Below are 16991 nucleotides of genomic sequence, written 5' to 3'. Positions count from 1 at the left end.
ACATTAGAAGGTGGAACTGAGCGGCCATAAACCTCCCTGTCATTTTAGAAGGACCATTTTACGGGTAAAAGCCTGACCATCAGCACGTAACCGATATAAATATATACCACTGGGGACCCTACGTCCAGAGTCGTCCTCACCCTCCCAGTAGACCGTGTGGCTGCCCGGCTCACGGGGGCTGTCCACCAGGGTGCGCACAATCTGGCCGCGGATATCGAACACCACCAGAGTCACCGGCGTGGCCCCGGCGCCCTCCGGCACGCTGAACGTAATCGCCGTGCGCGGGTTGAACGGATTGGGCGAATTCTGGGCCAGGGCAAAGACGCGCGGCAGCTGGGAGGGCGCCCCCGCCCCGTCCAGCAGCGCGTCGAAAGCTTCCCGCTCCGGCTGGGAAAGGCTGACACTCTGCAGCGCCCGGCGCAGGTAATCGATGTCATCACGGCTCAGGCCGGCCAGGAAAGTCTGGTCATTCTTGCCCTCGGACGCGGCCAGGGAGACCGAGGGGCAGGTCTCGGCCCGGATGTCGCGCACCAGGGCCAGCACATCGGCCAGGCTGTAGAGGCCGTCCTCGTTCCAGTCAAGGCGCGGGTCCCCGGGAGCGGAGCGGGCCAGGAGCAGGAAAGCCACGGCGTCTGTCAGGCCCGGGCGGCCGTCGCCCGAGAAATCGCAGCTCCGGACCACCGCCGGGCCGGTCCCGCTGCCGGAGAGGCTGATATTGAACGCGCTGGCCAGGGAGTCATCCACGCTGAAACTCAGACGGGTGCTGGCAGGGCCCGGCACGAGCGGCGAAAAAGTGAGGCTCAGGCCGGCCGAGTCCCCGGCCGCTATGCGCAGCGTGTCGGCGGCGGAGAGCGAGAACGGCCCGCCCGAGAGGGCGAACTTGTAGGCGTAGAGGACCACGTCGCCCGTGCTCTTGATGTTCAGGACCCGGGTCACGCTCTGGCCGGTCTCCACCGCGCCGAAATCGATGGGCGTGACGCTGACCTGGGCTTTGGGCCAGGCCCCGCGTCCCTTGACCAGCACGTTGAGCGAGGTGCGCGCCGGGTCGTTGGTCGTGAGGGTAAGCTGGGCGTTGTAGGTGGCGTAGCTCACCTTGGGCAGGAACCGCACCAGGATCGAATCGGTCCCGCCGGCCGGCACCCGGTAGTCGCCCATCACCGCGCTGAACGCGGCGTTGGAGGAGGTGATCGAGTTGCCGATAGTGAGTTCGCCGGTGCCGGGATTGGTTACCAGCAGCGGGATAGTCGCGGTCTGCTTGATCTTGGTCACCCCGAAATCGAGGTTGGCCGTGGCGAGCTGCGCCACCGGGATGGGCGCCGTGGTCAGGCCCACGGTCAGCGAGACCAGGGGGTCGTAAGGCTGCGAGGTCTGGTACTTGGTGAACGTCGAGCCGCCGTTGGTGGAATAGTACAGGCTGTTGAAAAACGTGCCGCCGTTTTCCGCGCCCAGGGCCGGGCCATCCCCCACGTCCGCCAGTTGCTTGTTGGGCAGCTGGAACACCACCCACAGGTCGCGCCCGTTGGTCAGGGTGATGTTCTCCCACTCGACCAGGCTGAAATCCTTCTCCTTGCCCTGGAAATTGACCACCTGGCGCAACACGTTCTGCAGGTTGGGCTTGCCCGAGACATCCTCGCAGAGCATGATCCGCGGCCAGAACATGGCGTAGTCGTTGTTCCAGAACTGCATGCCGAACACGGTGAACGCGGCGGGCAGGTCGGCGGACGGGAAACGGACCGCGTAGTAGCAGTTGTCGCTGATATCGCCCGGGAAACTAAGCACCGTGATCCCGCTGTACTGGGCGTCATGACGGGCCAGCACGGTGGCCACGCTCATGGTGAAATCCACCCCCAGGCTGCCGGAGGGCAGGGTCTGGGCGTCATCCAGACGGGTCACGCCGTTGAAGTACTGCGGGATGAACACCTCCGAGCTGCCGTGGGTCTCCTCGTAGGTGTCCAGGTGGGCCAGGTCCACGGAGCGGGCGCGCAGACGGTAGGAGACGTCCTTGCGCAGACCGGCGATGCAGTAGTGCCCACCCTCCAGGCAGAGCGCGGAGATGGACTCGTCGGTGGAGCCGACAGGGATGGCCGAGACAAAAATGCCGAACAGCGGGTTGCCGTCGAAGTCTTTGACCACGCCGGTGATCGAGTCGCGGCTGGTGCTGAAAAGGTCGGTCGGGTAGAGCGCACCGGCCCCGGCGCTGTCGTCCGCGGCCAGCGAGGCCTGGCCATCCGCCGCGTAGGGCCACATGGTGGCGTTTTCCAGGTAGGTGTGGTTCAGCCCCACCAGGTGGCCGATCTCGTGGGTCAGCACGTCCTTCAGGTTGATCAGCTTGCGGCCCAGGTCGGTCTTCTCGGTGGCCGAGAAAGTGAATTCCTCGTTGAAAATGATGTCGGCGTCGGCGATTTCGCCCGTGTCGGTGTAATAGGTGCGCCAGGTCAGGCCGATGGTCGAGGCGCCGGCTTTCTGCGCCACCTTGAAGCCGTCCGTGGTCTGGCTGTCGAAAATCACCAGGTTGTACCCGTCGCTGCCCACCGTGGAATGGGCGGTGGGCTCCATGTAGTTGAAACTGAGGCCGCAGAGGGGGTTGTTCTGCCAGGTGCTGAAACAGTTCTGCACGATCGTGACCAGGGTCGCGTTGTCGATCCGGGAGTAGCCGCCCTGGTTCAGGTAGTAGGAAACCCGCAGGTCGCTGGAGTGCCAGCGCTGGACCGAGACCTTGCCGCTCTCTTCATTGACCGCGTGGCTGAACGTGTAGGCCTGAAGGCTGGTGATGGCGGAAAATACAAACAGCAGACTGGCCCGGACGATTTTTGCTTTCATCTTTTCGCTATCCATGCGTTCTGTTAAAAATAACTCTCATCTCGGCACTCTGGCGCAAGCCTGCGCTCACTTGTCCTGCGACTGGATTCTGGCACGGGTCAGCCGCGCCCGGATACGGGAGAGGAACTCATCCAGACTCTGCCCACCGGAGGCAGCGGCGGAGCCACCGCCCAGCAGGTGCAGGTGCTCGGCCTGGGCCATCTGCGGGGTGACCTTGCTCTTACCGTCCTGGCCCTTGGCCACGTTGTAGCTGCCCTGGCTGAACCCCAGCACCCGGAACCCGCCGTCCCCGGTGGGCTCCAGGAACAGCACGTAACGCGCGCCGCTTGCGAATTGCGGGCTGCCATCCACCTCCTGGCCCACCCGGTCCACGATCCCGCCCGGCAGGGTCACGCGCAGCGAGGCCCCTGGCTCACCCTTGACCGCCTGCTCCACCCGGAAAGCCACATCGGTGAAAATCAGGCTGTGCGAGGCGTTCCAGTAGGAGCGGCTGGTCTCTGTCACCGCCACCACGATCACCGAGGCGCTGTCCACCTGCTCCTCGAACGGCACGTAGCGCAGCACCGTGGCCCGCGCCGGCGCCGCAACTATTGTCAACCCCAGCAACGCTGCCAGCAGCACGGCGCCGCCGATTGTAAAGCGCTTCATCGCTGTCCTCCGCAATCCGGCTCTTTCATTCGGAACAAAAAAATTCCTGTGCTGATTTACCCGGCTTTTCACTGAAAAATACACCATCAATTGCAAAAAGTGTCAGTGCTTTTTCACCGGCGCGTCTATTTCAGGCGCGCGGCCGGTATCTCACCAGCGGCGTATTTCAGCCGCAACGAATCGGTCCCGCCGCCCGGTGTGTCGATAAACCGTATCCCGGCCGGAAGGTAACGGAAAAAGAAATCCCGGCTGGAGGACGGCACGATGGCGTAGGGGGCCGTGCCGAACATCCGGCAGTAGAGCGAATCCCCGCGCCGGAAAATGTTCACGTTGTAGCCCGGGGCGATGGCGTAGCTGCCGCAGAGGCTGTCCAGGCAGGCCACCGGCAGGCTGACCGCCTTCGGCTGCGGGCGACGGTTTCCCTCGGAAAAGCGGGTGAAAGCCACCGGCACATACGGGAACAGATCGGGCAGGGCCTTGAGATACGGCCCGGCGGCGATCTCCTTGTGCAGGTCGAGCTGCACGTAATCGGCGTAATTATGGTACAGCCAGATATAAACCTGACCACTTGTCAGGTCGAAAGCCACCGAATACTGTGTCGCCGGCACCGAGGCCGCGGCCAGGGCCGAGCGCACCGGTTCCAGCGCGGCTGTCTTGTGTTCCAGCACCCGGCAGACCGCCCGGTAGCGGTCGCAGGGGATCGAGGCGGCTCCCGGCTCGGTGTGACGGAAATTGGTCATCACCTGCAGGCCGTCGCGGCTCACCAGGATCGAATCGCTCTCCACCACCGCGCAGGCCCCGCTCGGGTCGGCCAGCATGAGCTGCGACTGGCTGAGCAGCGCTATGTTGTAGCGGCTCAGGGTGTCCAGCGCCGCGGCCACGTCCGGGCACTCCTCCAGCAGTTTCTGCACGATGAAACGGTCGCTCTCGCCCTTGCGGCTGTCCAGGGGCTTGTACTTGAACGCGACCGAGGCCAGATCGAAACACAGCCCGCGGTCGTTGATCCCGCAGGCCGGGGCCTCGCCCCCGAACCCGATGTACAGCACCCCGTGACGGCCGTCGGAGGGCGGCTGGGTCCAGAGGCTGAAATCGGCCTCAGGCCAGTCCTCGTTCGAGCCGAACCAAACCCGGCCATCCCGCGCCAGGCGGAAAATGGTGCAGGCCGGGGCCGGAGACCACTGCCCCGCAACCAGAAACAGAAACAGGCAAAGCCTCAGGACCAGCTTGCGCGTCATAGCCTACCTCGTGGAAAAAGAACATGCACCTGCGACGGGTGTTCCAAATCCGAGTGCGGCAAGGGACGAGTACATCCCGGCGGGGGGATAACTGTCTTAAGATAATATGGATCAGCCGATTATGTCAATAAAACCGTAATGCCGCCTACTATACCCGTTCAAACGGGCTCATTCCCCTCCGGACTGCTTGGCCTCCAGTTCCTCCCAGCGGCCGTAAAGGGCGGCCACAGTCCGTTCTCCGGCGCGTACCGCCTCGTAGAGCCCAGCCAGGGCCGCCGGGTCGCTGGCCACGGAGGGGTCCTCCAGGCGCGCCCGGGCCGCGGTCAGTTCGGCCTCGGCCGAGGATATCCGCTCCTCGATAGTCTCCAGTTCCTTCTTTTCCAGATAATGCAGGCCCTGGCGTCTGGGCGCCGCGGGGGTCTCGGCGCGCTGGGCCGCGCGCAGCCTTTCCTGGGCCGCCCGCTCGGCCTCGCGCTCGGCGGCTTTGGTTTCCAGATAGTAGCTGTAGTTGCCGGGGTAGTGACGGATCACGCCGCCGCCCTCGAAGGCGTAGATTTCCTCCACCACCCGGTCGAGGAACCAGCGGTCGTGGGTGACCACGATCAACGAGCCCTTGAACGAGACAAGCTGCTGCTCCAGGACCTCCAGGGTGGGAAGGTCGAGGTCGTTGGTCGGCTCATCCAGCACCAGCACGTTGGCCCCGGCCAGCATCAGGCGGGCCAGCAGGAGGCGGTTTTTCTCGCCGCCCGAGAGCAGGCCCACCTTGAGGCGCTGCATGGGCGCGGGGAAAAGGAAGCTTTCGAGGAAAGCTTTCTTGTGCAGGCGCTGGCTGCTCACCAGCACGTGCTCGCCGCCGGGGGCGACCGAGTCCCAGATAGTGGCCGCAGGGTCGAGCTGGGCGCGTTTCTGGTCGAAATAGGCGATGCTGGTATTCAGCCCCTCTTTCACGTAGCCGCTCTCGGGCTCCAGTTCCCCCACCAGCATGCGGATCAGCGTGGTCTTGCCGCAGCCGTTGGGCCCCAGCACGCCGATCCGCTCGCCGCCCAGCAGTTCGAGGGAGAAATCGCTCACCACCGGCCGGCTGTCGAACGACATCCCCACCCGGTGCGCCTTGAGGATTGTCCGCCCGGTGCGGCTCTCCGGGTCGAACAGCAGCTCCACCGGCTTGTCTTTCTCGGTGCGGCGCACCCTGGCCATGGATTTGGCGCGGTCGACGCGGGCTTTCTGCTTGGTGCTGCGCGCCTTGGGCCCCCGGCGCAGCCATTCGATCTCGCGGGCCAGTATTTTTTCGCGGCGCTCATCCAGGCGCTGGATCAGCTCCCACTCTTTCTTTTTCGCCTCCAGGAACGCCGAGTAGCTGCCCGGATACTGTTTTATTTTCCCGAGCGAGATTTCGGCGATCCGGTTCACCACCGCCTCCAGGAAATAGCGGTCGTGGGTGATGAGCACCAGGGTGCCACGGAACTCGGCCAGACGGCGCTCCAGCCACTCCACGGTACGGGTGTCCAGATGGTTGGTCGGCTCGTCCAGGAACAGCATCTCGGGCCGGGACAGCAGCACCCGGGCCAGGGCCACCCGCTTGAGCGTACCGCCGGACTGGTGGTCGAGCCGGGTCTCCGGTGCGGGCAGGCCCAGAACGGTTATCATCTCCTCGATCCGCGGTGCGATGTCCCAGCCCCCGCCGATCTGCAGGCGGTCGTGGAGCTCCTGCTGACGGGCGCTCAGGGCGGCGCGGCGGGTGTGGTCGGTCTCGGTCTGGAGCGCGGCGGTCACCTCTGAGAACTCGTCCTGCAGAGCGGTAACCTCTGCCAGGCCCTCCTCCAGGGCGCCGAACACGGTGGCCCCGGGAACGAATTCCGGCTCCTGGGCCAGGTAGCCCACCCGCACTTTTTTCGGGTAGATCACGCTGCCCTCCAGGGGGTTGAGCTGGCCGGCCAGGATACGGAACAACGTGGTCTTGCCGCTGCCGTTGGCCCCGACCAGGCCCAGGCGCGCGCCCTCCTCGATCACCAGCTCCAGCCCGTCGAACAGCGGCCGCGCCCCGAAATCGTGGCGGATATTTTCGGCTTTGAGCACCTGCAACAGAGTCTCTCCCTCGGTCGTTAATTCAGGACAGGGTAAGTTACCCGTCCCTGCGGCGGATGTCAATCCGCAGGGGGGCCCCGAGTGGAAATATGAAAATATGCTGCTTTTATGGACAGAATAGATTATATTGAATTTTGTATAATGGTGCCGGGACGTTTCGAGGGGAGGGAAAACCGCCGCCGGATGGAAAAGCAGTTGACTGGATATTTTATGATTTTCGCAGCATTTCTTCAACAGAGGTGATGAATTAAGTGGGTCTTCTGGACAAGATTAAGAGTATGTTCACCGGTGGGGATAAGCCCGCCGGGAAAAAGGACGATAAGCGCGGCCGCGACGGTCGCAAAGGTGAGGCTGGGCGGTCGGACGGACAACGGGAAAGCCGCGAGGGGCAGGCCGATGGCGGCGCTCGCCGCGGAGGACGGAACCGTCGCAGACGGCCGCCGCGCGAGCAGGGCGAAAGCACCGAGCGCACACAGAAAACCGAGCACGACAAATCCATGGGCGGACAGCCCAAGTCCCCCGGTCAGTCGCGCCACAGAAGCCGCGGACGCGGCAGAGGGCGCAAGGATGGCGCGCCGGGACAGGGCGCCGGGCAGACGCAGGATTCGGCCGCTGGCAGTCAGGATTCGCAGGCTGAAGCCGCCGAGACCTCGCGTCAGCGGGGGGACAGTTACGAGCGCGATTCCTCCGGCTCCCATCTGCGCGCGCGCGGCAAGAAACGGAGCCGCCCGCGGCGGGGCAAGAGCAGCGAGCTGGGCGGCACGGCCCAGCGCATCGAGTTTCCCGAGCTGCTGGAAGTCACCGAGCAGAGCGAGGAGGTCCTGGGTAACGAGTTCCGGCCCCTCGGCCTGTCGGACCGCCTGGTGCTCACCCTGGCAGCCAACCGTTTCCGCATCCCCACCGACATCCAGCGCGAGATGATCCCCGAGGCGATCCGCGGACGGGATATCCTGGGCCAGGCCAAGACCGGCACTGGCAAGACCATCGCGTTCCTGATGCCCATTTTCGAGCGGGTCGACCCGACCCGGGCGGCGGTCCAGGCACTGATCGTGGTGCCCACCCGCGAGCTCTGCCGTCAGGTCACCTGGGAGGCCCAGCGTTTCGGGCGCACCCTTGAGGCCCGCGTGATGAGCGTCTACGGCGGCACCTCGGTGAGCCGTGAGGTGGAGGCGCTCAGGATCTCCGCGCCGCAGATCATGGTCGGCACGCCGGGACGGTTGCTGGACCACATCGGCAGCGGCAACGTGAACCTTTCGGAGCTTAAAACACTGGTGCTGGACGAGGCCGACCGGATGTTCGACATCGGGTTCCGCCAGGACATCATCCGTATCATCAAAGCCTGCCCGGACAAGCGTCAGATCATGCTGCTGTCGGCCACCCTTGACAGTGAGGTCGAGGAACTGAGCGAGCGCTACATGACCGACCCGGTGCAAATCTACGTGAGCAAGGATGAGATTACGGTGGAGTCGATCTGGCAGCGCATCATCTCCGCGGAGCGCGGGAAAAAGATCGACAAGCTGATCGCCCTGCTGCGCCGTGAGATGCCCACCCAGTCGATCATCTTCACCAATACCAAGCGCATGAGCGATTCCCTGTCCCTGCGGCTGGAGAAGCTGGGGTTCAAGGCGCGCTGTATCCACAGCGACCTGAGCCAGAACAAGCGCGAGCGGATCATGGACGATTTCCGCACCGGCGGGATCGAGCACCTGGTGGCGACCGACGTGGCCGCGCGGGGCCTTGATATCACCGGGATCAGCCACGTGATCAACTACGACGTGCCGGCCAACCCCGAGGATTACGTGCACCGGGTGGGCCGCACCGGACGGATGGGCTCGGCAGGCAAGGCTTTCACCTTCGTCACTCCCACCGAGGGCAAGGAACTGACCCAGATCGAGAAGCTGATCAACAAGATGCTGGGGGAGTATGATCCTGAGGCGCACGAGCAACACCAGACGCAGCCGCAACCTGCCGGCGTCGGGCCTCAGGCCTGAGAGACGCGGTGCGGGAGACCTCCAGGCCCCGGCCTGGAGGTCGGCCCTGACGGCAACTGCCGACCCGCCCGGCATCCCACGCCATTCTTCGCCCCGGTGATAATGCTCACCGGGGCGATATTTTTCTGTGTTGCCTCCCTCGATCCAGTCTTGTAGATTCCTCAGCGAGGCGTGCCCGGAGCTTTCGGGAGAGCGGGCCGGGCCAAGCCTGCCTTCACATTCAGCTTTTTCCCTTCCGCTTCCTTTATGATTGCAAGTCTGGGAGACGCGTCATGCCAGCCATGAGCGCAACCTGTTTCCGGACGATCCTGTTACTGGCCGTATGCAGCCTATCACCCATGAGCCGCGCCTGCGCCGTTGAAAACCAGGCCGCCAACGGATGTTGGCCGCAACCGTACGCGGTCAACCGGGACGAGGCCGCCGGAGTGCTCCGCCTGTCCACCCCCTACTACACGATCGAGCACGACCTGCGGCCCGGCGGCCTGCCTTACCCGCTGGCCGGAATCGCCGAGGCGGAGCTGGTGGACAGCAGCAGCCGCAGCGCGCTGGATGCCGCCGCTCTGTCCGGAGAGGGACTTAACCTGAGTATTCCCGGCCTGAGCGTGCTGCTTCTGCACGTGCGCTGAAAGGCGGCGCCGCAGCCGGGCTGAACAGATACACCTTTTCCGTCACGCGCGACCGAGACGCCGCGCTATGGCCTATCCGCGCAACATGGCGTTCATTCCAAAAAAGGACGATGCTCATGCGAGCTGCAACCGGTTTATCAGTCAAGGTGCTCTGTGCGGCCATTCTCGTCTGCCTGCCGCTTTCGTCGGCGGCGGCGCAGAAGCGTTACGACGTGCGCGAGCTGGGCGCGGCGGGTGACGGCGTGACCAAGGACACGCGCGCGATCCAGAAAGCCGTGGACCTGGCCCACGCCGACAGTGGCGGCACGGTCTGCTTTGCGCCGGGGACCTACCTTTCCGGCACGATCATCCTCAAGAGCAATGTCACCCTGGAGCTGGCCACAGGGGCCACCCTGCTGGGCAGCCCGGACACGTTGGACTACCCGCGCATCCGTCCCGGTTTCCGCTCCTACACGGATGGCTATGTCAGCCAGAGCCTGATCTTCGCCGAGGGCCAGCACCACCTGGGCCTGACCGGCGGCGGCACAATCCACGGCAATGGGCAGCGCTTCCAGTGGAGCGAGTACGGCAGCCGGCCGGACGTGATCCGCATGGTGAGCTGCAAGCACATCCGGGTCGAGGGGATAACGCTCACCAGCTCGCCGCTCTGGATGCAGCACTACCTGAACTGCGAGTTCCTTTCCGTCCGCGGCATCCATGTCTACAACCACAGCACGTACAACAACGACATGATCGACGTGGACTGCTGCCGCAACGTCACCATTTCCGACTGCTACGGCAACAGTGATGACGACGCCCTGACCCTGAAGAGCACGGCCGACACTCCCACCGAGAATGTCACCGTGACCAACTGCGTGCTGGGCAGCGGCTGCAACGCGATCAAGATGGGGACGGAGTCCAACGGCGGGTTCAAGAACATCAGCATCTCCAACTGCGTAATCGACTCCTACATCGGCAAGAAAGGCTTCTACGCCCTGCCCAAGGGGATCGGCGGGATAGTGCTGGAGATAGTGGACGGCGGCACGCTGGAGAACGTGACGATTTCGAACATAGCGGTGAAAAACGTGATGGTCCCGCTGTTCCTGCGTTTCGCCAACCGCGCCCGGCCGTTCAAGGCGGGCATGCCCAAGCCCGGCATCGGCACGTTCCGCAACGTGGTGGTCAGCGACATCATCGCCTCGGGCGTGGAGGCCTACGGCTGCTCGGTCACGGGGTTGCCCGGACACCCGTTGAACGGGATCACCCTGTCCAACCTGCGTTTCACTTTCCCGGGCGGCGGCACCAAAGAAAATTACGCCCGGCCCGTGCCCGAGCTGGAGGCGGATTACCCCGAGGCGGTCATGTTCGACTCGCTGCCCGCCTACGGGCTGTATATCCGTCACGCCGAGGGCCTGCGGCTGGAGAATATCGATTTCGCGCTGGAGAGTGCGGACTCGCGCCCGGCGCTGGTGCTGGAGGATGTGAAGGGTCTGGACCTGGACGGGTTCAGCGAGCGGCGGCCGGATGCGCCCGCGCTGCCCACGGTCGAGTTCCGGGGTGTAAGCAACGCCCTTCTGCGCGGCTGCCGCCCGGCGGATGGCGCGCCGGCGTTCCTGCGCCTGGTGGGGCCGAACGAGCGGATCAGCCTGATGGCGAGCGACCTGTCCGGGGTGGGCAAAGCGGTGGAGGCCGCCGCCGGGGCCGACCTCAAGGCGGTGTTCGAGTCCGGCAACCGCGGCGGAAAGTGATCCACGGCCCGGAAAACCAGCAAAGGTAGTATCTGAAAAAGAAAAGGGGCACGGCGCGCCGTGCCCCTGCTTTTTTAATCATTTAACCGACAAAGATATTTCACTCCACCTGCAGCAGCAACCCTTTCAGATATTCGCCCTCGGGATGGAACAGGCTGACCGGATGGTCCGCGCCCGCGCCCAGGACTTGCAGCACCCGCACCGTGCGGCCCGCCTCCACCGCCGCGGCGAACACGATCTGACGGAACAGGCGCGGGTCCACGTGGCCCGAGCAGGAGAACGTGAGCAGCACCCCGCCGGGCGCGAGGGCGCCCAGGGCCAGACGGTTGATGTCCTTGTAGGCCCGGCTGGCCCGCTCGACATGCGAGGAACGCCTGGCCAGGGGCGGCGGGTCGCAGACCGTAAGAGCATAGGGCCCGCTGTCATGGCGCAGGTACTCGAAAGCATCCTCCCGGACCAGCGGGTGCGCGGCCGGGTCGAGGCCGTTGAGGCGGTAGTTCTCCGCCGCGGTCTCGAGCGCCGGGACCGAGGAATCCACCCCGGTCACGCTCGCGGCCCCGGCGGCGGCCAGGTAGACCGAGAAAGCCCCGCTGTAGCAGAACAGGTTGAGCGCCCGTGCCCCGGGGCTCATCCAGCGCGCGGACAGGGCGCGGTTCTCGCGCTGGTCCAGGAAGAAACCGGTTTTCTGCCCGGCGACCGGGTCCACCCGGAAACGGTGGCCGTGCTCGGTCACAGTCAAATTGTCCGTGACTTCGCCGTACAACGGCCCCTTGACCGGCTCCAGCCCCTCCTCGGCGCGCGCCGGGCCGGTGCTGTTCTCGAACACGAATTCCGGCTCCAGGCGCTCCACCAGGGCCCGGACCAGCTCCGGGCGCAGCGTCTCCGCCCCGGCGGTGTTCAGTTCCACCACCAGGCCGGGCCCGTAGCGGTCCACCACCATGCCGGGAAGGAAATCGCCCTCCGAGTTGACCAGGCGCAGGCAATCCGTGTCCGGGGGCCTGATCCGCTCACGCAGGGACAGGGCCTGATCCAGGCGTTGCTCCAGAAGCGGCCTGGCCCAGGACTCTCCCGGCTCACGGCTCACCACGCGGCAGATTATCTGGCTGGCGCTGTTGAGATAGCCCGCCGCCAGCCAGGCGCCGTCCTGCGAAACGATGTCGCAGGCCGAACCGGCCGTCGCACCGGCTGGCTCCACGCTGCGCACCGCCCCGCTGAAAATCCAGGGATGCCCGCCCAGGACCGGCTTTTCACGGCCCCGGGCGAGCGTGACTTTCACTTTCTGCATCCCGACTCCCCCGCTCTCAGGCTCCGCAACCGAACGCTTTTTTCATCTCACCGATCCAGCGCGGAATAGCCGTGCGCGGGTCCTCTTTCGACTCGTACTCCAGGGCGACCCAGCCCTTGTAGCCTCCGTCACTCAGCAGCTTGGCCAGGCGCGGCAGGTCCACCGGGAACTCTTTGTCCTCGTTGTCGTACATGTCAACTTTAACCTGGACGTTCACGGAGCGGGGAATGGCCTTGGCCAGTGACTCCCAGGCATCGTGATGGTAGTTGCCGCCGTCCAGGTTGATCCCGAACCAGGGGTGAGTCCCCACCGCGTCGCAGATCGCCAGGTGGTCCTCCACGTACTCAGTGATCCCGCCGTGGTTCTCCAGGCCCAGGAACACACCGCGCTCGCCGGCGTAGTCCAGGCATTTCTTGATGCAGTCGGCGATCTGGACTATCATTTGCTGCTTGTCCATGCCCTCTTTCAGCTTGCCGCCGAAAATACGGATGTGCGGGGCGAAAAACTCGACCGAGTTGTCGATCCACTGCTTGACCTTGGCCACCTCAGCGTCACGCTCCTCCGGGGTGGGCAGGCAGAAATCGTTGCCTATCGCCGTGCCGCTGACTACGATCCCGGAGCGGTGGGCGTGGTGCTTGATCTCGTGCAGGTAGGCTTTGTCGAAATCGGGCTTGAAATAGTAGGAGGTGAGCTCCGCTCCCGGGATGTTCAGCTCGGCGCAGTAGTCGATGAAGCCGAAGATGTCCATCTTGCCGGCGGTAAGCTCATCGCGCATCGAGTAGGCGGCCAGGGAGAGGTTCATGTTCTTTACCGCGGGCGCGGCGGCCGGGGCTGCCTCCGCCCCTCCGGCGGAGGGCGCCTGTCCGCAGGCAGTCAGGGCGGCCGCGCCCAGGGTGAGGGCCGAGGCCTTGAGCACCTGACGGCGCGAGAGGGATTCGTTCATTATTTCCGCTTTCATGCATCTCCTCCTGTGAGTTTTCATATTCCCGCATTGGCGGTAATTGGTTCAGTCTCCCGGAGAATCCTATATCCGGCCGCGGCGGGTGTCAAGTTTTCACTCATCGCGGTGGCGAAATGCGCTCTTGTCCGCAAAAGGCCCCCGCTGTAAATTGGGATTTTCCAGTCCGTAAAAATGAATCTCCGATGGAGGCACAGATGGCAAGGCTGTCCGGCAGGGTCCGTGTCCTGAGCGACAGGGAGATGCAGCTCGTACATTCTGCGGCGCTCGATATCCTGGCGGGCGTGGGCCTGCGGGTGCACCACGACCGGGCGCGGCAGCACCTGATCGAGGCCGGGGGCTCGCTGTGCGCGGATGGTCTCACAGTGAAAATACCTACCGACGTGGTGGAGAACGCAGTAGCGCACCTTCGGCGCGATTTCCTCAGCCCGGCGCGGGTCGGGCTCAAGCAGGCCCAGCGCTACTCGGAGTTCAGCTACTGGCAGCGCGGCGAGGAGCTGCACCACGATTTCGCGGTCAACGCGGGCGGTTTCTGCGCCCTGTTGCTGGACCTGGAGGGACGCCGCCGCTACGCCACGCTGGAGGATGTCTACGACTCGTTCAAGCTGATCAACGCCCTGGATGAGATCACCTGGTCCGGCTTGCCGGTCTCCGACCAGGGAATGCCGCACGAGCTGCGTTGCGTGACCCTGGCCGCCGAGCTGGTCAAGTACACGCGCAAGATCGGCGGGATCGAGGCCTGGAGCGTGGCCGACATCCGCGCCATCGAGGAGATAGCCATTGTGGTGCGCGGCAGCCGCGAGGCGCTATTGCGCGAGCCGGTGCTGGTGGGCTACGCCGAGACCCGCTCGCCCCTGGCGCTCGACCCCAACATGGCCGAGATTTTCATCGAGTACGTGCGCCGCGGCCTGCCGCAGTCGCTGGACACCATGCCCGCGGCCGGGACCACCGCCCCGGCCAGCGGCGCGGCCACCCTGGCCCTGGGCCTGGCCGAGACCCTGGCCGGGCTGGTCCTGGGCTGGGCCGTGAACCCCGAGGCCGTGCTGAGCCTCGATTTCACCGGCGGCTACTGCGACATGGGCACGCTCAGTTTCCCCTACGCCGGGCCGGACCGGGCCACACTGCTGGGGGCGCGCATCCAGATTTTCCGCGAGCTGTACGGAATCACCGCCGGTGTGCACGGCGGCAAGACCAACTCCTGCGAGCCGGGGTTCCAGGCCGGGATGGAGAAAGCCCTCTCCAGCCTGTTCCCCCTTCTGTGCGGGGCCTGCGGGATCGGCACGGTGGGGCAGTTGGAGTTCGGCCTCACCTACAGCCCGGTCCAGCTGGTGCTGGACTGCGAGGTCACGGCCCAGGTGCGCCGCATGCTGCGCGGCTTCGAGGTGAACGAGCGGACCCTGGCCCTCGACCTGATCCGTCAGGTCGGCCCGGAGGGCAATTTTGTCACCACCGATTTCACCGCTGACAACTACCGCAACGAGTTCTGGCTGGGCGGCCTGACCGAATGCCTGGCCTGGGAGGCCTGGACTGCGAAAGAGGTGCGCGGCATGGCGGCCCGGGCCGAACAGAAAGCGCGCGAGATCATGGCCCGCCCGCTGGAGCCGGTCTTGAGCCGCGAGCAGAGCGACGAGATCGACCGGATCGTGGCCTCCCACGCCCGGAGCGTGCTGGAGGGACGGGGCTGATATCCGACCCCGAAGAACGAATCGTGTCTAAATTGTTGCATAATCTCAAATGCATTACTATCTTAAATTTTTACGCCGATTTCTTATTGATGCCTTACACCCATAAAAACATTCAACCCTGAACTGAAGGAAAAAGTTCGATGGCGGATACGTTCGTTTTCACATCCGAATCGGTGACCGAGGGGCATCCGGACAAGGTCTGCGACAAGGTCAGCGACAGTGTTCTGGACGCGGCCAAGGGTTTCGACCCTGCCAGCCGCGTGGCTTGCGAATCTCTGGCGACCGAGGGCATTCTTTTCCTGACCGGTGAGGTCTCGAAAGCCTGCCTGCAGAACATAGATTTCGAGAAAGTGGCCCGCGAGGCCGTGCGCCGGATCGGCTACACCGACCCGAGTATCGGTTTCGACGCCGACACCAGCCAGGTGATTGTCAAGATGAAGCCCCAGAGCGAGGACATCTCGGTCGGGGTGAGCGGTGCGGGCACGTTCAAGGAGATGGGCGCCGGAGACCAGGGCATGATGTTCGGCTACGCCACGGATGAGGGCCGCAAGGCCGGCCTGGACACCGAGCTGATGCCCACCCCCATTTTCCTGGCCCACAAGCTGGCCAAGCGCCTGACCGAGGTGCGCAAAAGCGGCCTGCTGCCCGGCCTGTATCCGGACGGCAAGACCCAGGTCTCGGTGGAGTACGTTAACGGCGTGCCCAGGGCGATCCGCAACGTGGTGGTCAGCAGCCACCACCGCAAGGACTACAAGCTGGCCGACCTTCGCGCCGACATCCTGGACAACGTGATCATCCCCGTGCTCGGCCACATCGGCCTGATCGACGAGAACGACCTGGCCGTGGAGAAAGGCAACATCGAGAGCCGCAAGGTGTTCATCAACCCGACCGGCATTTTCTCGGAGGGCGGCCCGAAAGCGGATGCCGGCCTGACCGGCCGCAAGATCATCGTCGACACCTACGGCGGCATGGGCCGTCACGGCGGCGGCGCTTTCAGCGGCAAGGACCCGTCCAAGGTGGACCGCTCGGCGGCCTACATGGCTCGCTACGTGGCCAAGAACGTGGTGGCCGCCGGCCTGGCGGATGTCTGCGAGGTCGAGATCGCTTACGCCATCGGCGTGGCCGAGCCGGTCTCGGTCTATGTCTCCACCTCCGGCGCCAAGTACCCGGCTGACAAGATCGTGGCCGCGATCCGCCAGGTGTTCAACCTGAAACCGGCCGGGATCATCGAGACCTTGAACCTGCAGCGCCCGATCTACGAGCCCACCGCGGCCTACGGCCATTTCGGCCGCACCGGGGAGGGTTTCACCTGGGAGCGCACGGACAAGGTGGCGGCCCTCAAGGCCGCGGTGAGCTGAGGCATCCCGGCAGCACGATTAGGCAATCCTGGAGGGGCACGGTGCGCCGTGCCCTGAAATACAACCCCCTGTATCCCCTTTTCTAAGGGGGAATGAAAGCCCGGGCCCCAGACATCGGGGGAACCGGCGGGAAAGCCGGCCGTTTGATTCCCCCTTAACAAAGGGGGTGCCCGCTGCAAGCGGGCGGGGGTTGTCCTGGCAGGATAGAATATGAATGACCTGTAGGGGCGGGTTTTAAACCCGCCCCTACGAGCAATGGAATATGAATTAGGAACGGTTTCAACACGAACCGTAACCGGAAACAGGAATGGATAAAAAACAGAAAGTTCTCGTAACCAGCGCCCTGCCCTACGCCAACGGCCCCATTCACCTGGGCCACCTGGCCGGGGCCTACCTTCCGGCGGATGTGTTCGTGCGCTATTGCCGTCTCAAGGGCCTGGATGTGCTGTACATCGGCGGGACGGATGAGCATGGGGTGCCGATCACCATCGCCGCGGACAAGAGCGGCCAGACCCCGCAGCAGGTGGTGGACCACTGGCACGCCCACATCTCCGACTCGTTCCGCCGCGCCGG

At 64.7% G+C, this 16991-nt stretch carries 12 protein-coding genes; 6 read left to right on the top strand and 6 right to left on the bottom strand.

The features are described 5' to 3' along the window. Nucleotides 1-39: 39 nt before the first annotated feature. The 4 genes from LLH00_12550 to LLH00_12535 form a co-directional block, all read right to left on the bottom strand. Nucleotides 40-2820 (bottom strand): choice-of-anchor D domain-containing protein, encoded by a 2781-nt coding sequence (locus tag LLH00_12550; protein ID MCE5272098.1) that lies wholly within the window; start codon nt 2818-2820, stop codon nt 40-42. A 66-nt stretch (nt 2821-2886) separates the two neighbouring features. Next, nucleotides 2887-3468 (bottom strand): hypothetical protein, encoded by a 582-nt coding sequence (locus LLH00_12545; protein MCE5272097.1) that lies wholly within the window; start codon nt 3466-3468, stop codon nt 2887-2889. Nucleotides 3469-3593: 125 nt separating this feature from the next. Next, entirely contained in the window at nt 3594-4703 is a 1110-nt protein-coding gene (locus LLH00_12540) for a hypothetical protein (GenBank protein ID MCE5272096.1), read from the bottom strand. A 168-nt stretch (nt 4704-4871) separates the two neighbouring features. Continuing rightward, the gene (locus tag LLH00_12535; protein MCE5272095.1) at nt 4872-6779 is read right to left on the bottom strand and encodes an ABC-F family ATP-binding cassette domain-containing protein; all 1908 of its coding nucleotides are present in this window, start codon (nt 6777-6779) and stop codon (nt 4872-4874) included. A gap of 260 nt (nt 6780-7039) precedes the next feature. Here LLH00_12535 and LLH00_12530 point away from each other — a divergent pair, with 260 nt between their 5' ends. From LLH00_12530 to LLH00_12520, 3 genes are all read left to right on the top strand, one after another. Then, nucleotides 7040-8779: a DEAD/DEAH box helicase gene (locus tag LLH00_12530; GenBank protein ID MCE5272094.1), complete on the top strand. Its 1740-nt coding sequence runs from the start codon at nt 7040-7042 to the stop codon at nt 8777-8779. 272 nt (nt 8780-9051) lie between these two features. Beyond that, a complete protein-coding gene (locus tag LLH00_12525) occupies nt 9052-9405 on the top strand; it encodes a hypothetical protein (protein MCE5272093.1) in 354 nt (117 codons plus the stop codon). A 116-nt stretch (nt 9406-9521) separates the two neighbouring features. Beyond that, nucleotides 9522-11132 (top strand): glycoside hydrolase, encoded by a 1611-nt coding sequence (locus LLH00_12520; GenBank protein MCE5272092.1) that lies wholly within the window; start codon nt 9522-9524, stop codon nt 11130-11132. A 100-nt stretch (nt 11133-11232) separates the two neighbouring features. On the opposite strand, the gene LLH00_12515 is transcribed toward LLH00_12520, so the two are convergent. Both LLH00_12515 and LLH00_12510 read right to left on the bottom strand, forming a co-directional pair. Further along, nucleotides 11233-12417: a class I SAM-dependent rRNA methyltransferase gene (locus tag LLH00_12515; protein MCE5272091.1), complete on the bottom strand. Its 1185-nt coding sequence runs from the start codon at nt 12415-12417 to the stop codon at nt 11233-11235. Nucleotides 12418-12433: 16 nt separating this feature from the next. Beyond that, nucleotides 12434-13375: a TIM barrel protein gene (locus LLH00_12510; protein MCE5272090.1), complete on the bottom strand. Its 942-nt coding sequence runs from the start codon at nt 13373-13375 to the stop codon at nt 12434-12436. A 185-nt stretch (nt 13376-13560) separates the two neighbouring features. Here LLH00_12510 and LLH00_12505 point away from each other — a divergent pair, with 185 nt between their 5' ends. From LLH00_12505 to LLH00_12495, 3 genes are all read left to right on the top strand, one after another. Next, nucleotides 13561-15060, top strand: coding sequence for a trimethylamine methyltransferase family protein (locus LLH00_12505; GenBank protein ID MCE5272089.1), 1500 nt, complete (start codon nt 13561-13563; stop codon nt 15058-15060). A 140-nt stretch (nt 15061-15200) separates the two neighbouring features. Then, nucleotides 15201-16418, top strand: coding sequence for a methionine adenosyltransferase (gene metK / locus LLH00_12500; protein ID MCE5272088.1), 1218 nt, complete (start codon nt 15201-15203; stop codon nt 16416-16418). A gap of 307 nt (nt 16419-16725) precedes the next feature. Further along, on the top strand, nt 16726-16991 hold a 266-nt coding region (locus LLH00_12495), incomplete at its 3' end, for a class I tRNA ligase family protein (GenBank protein MCE5272087.1).

This window comes from bacterium (assembly GCA_021372515.1).
Lineage (GTDB): Bacteria > Gemmatimonadota > Glassbacteria > GWA2-58-10 > GWA2-58-10 > JAJFUG01.
Note: the sequence above shows the minus strand (reverse complement) of the source record. Positions and strands in the feature narration are given on the sequence as shown.

Coding starts and splice junctions, on each gene's coding strand:
- LLH00_12550 (MCE5272098.1), bottom strand. CDS start 2,820: ATGAAAGCAAAAATCGTCCGGGCCAGTCTGCTGTTTGTATTTTCCGCC.
- LLH00_12545 (MCE5272097.1), bottom strand. CDS start 3,468: ATGAAGCGCTTTACAATCGGCGGCGCCGTGCTGCTGGCAGCGTTGCTG.
- LLH00_12540 (MCE5272096.1), bottom strand. CDS start 4,703: ATGACGCGCAAGCTGGTCCTGAGGCTTTGCCTGTTTCTGTTTCTGGTT.
- LLH00_12525 (MCE5272093.1), top strand. CDS start 9,052: ATGCCAGCCATGAGCGCAACCTGTTTCCGGACGATCCTGTTACTGGCC.
- LLH00_12520 (MCE5272092.1), top strand. CDS start 9,522: ATGCGAGCTGCAACCGGTTTATCAGTCAAGGTGCTCTGTGCGGCCATT.
- LLH00_12515 (MCE5272091.1), bottom strand. CDS start 12,417: ATGCAGAAAGTGAAAGTCACGCTCGCCCGGGGCCGTGAAAAGCCGGTC.
- LLH00_12510 (MCE5272090.1), bottom strand. CDS start 13,375: ATGAAAGCGGAAATAATGAACGAATCCCTCTCGCGCCGTCAGGTGCTC.
- LLH00_12505 (MCE5272089.1), top strand. CDS start 13,561: ATGGAGGCACAGATGGCAAGGCTGTCCGGCAGGGTCCGTGTCCTGAGC.
- metK (MCE5272088.1), top strand. CDS start 15,201: ATGGCGGATACGTTCGTTTTCACATCCGAATCGGTGACCGAGGGGCAT.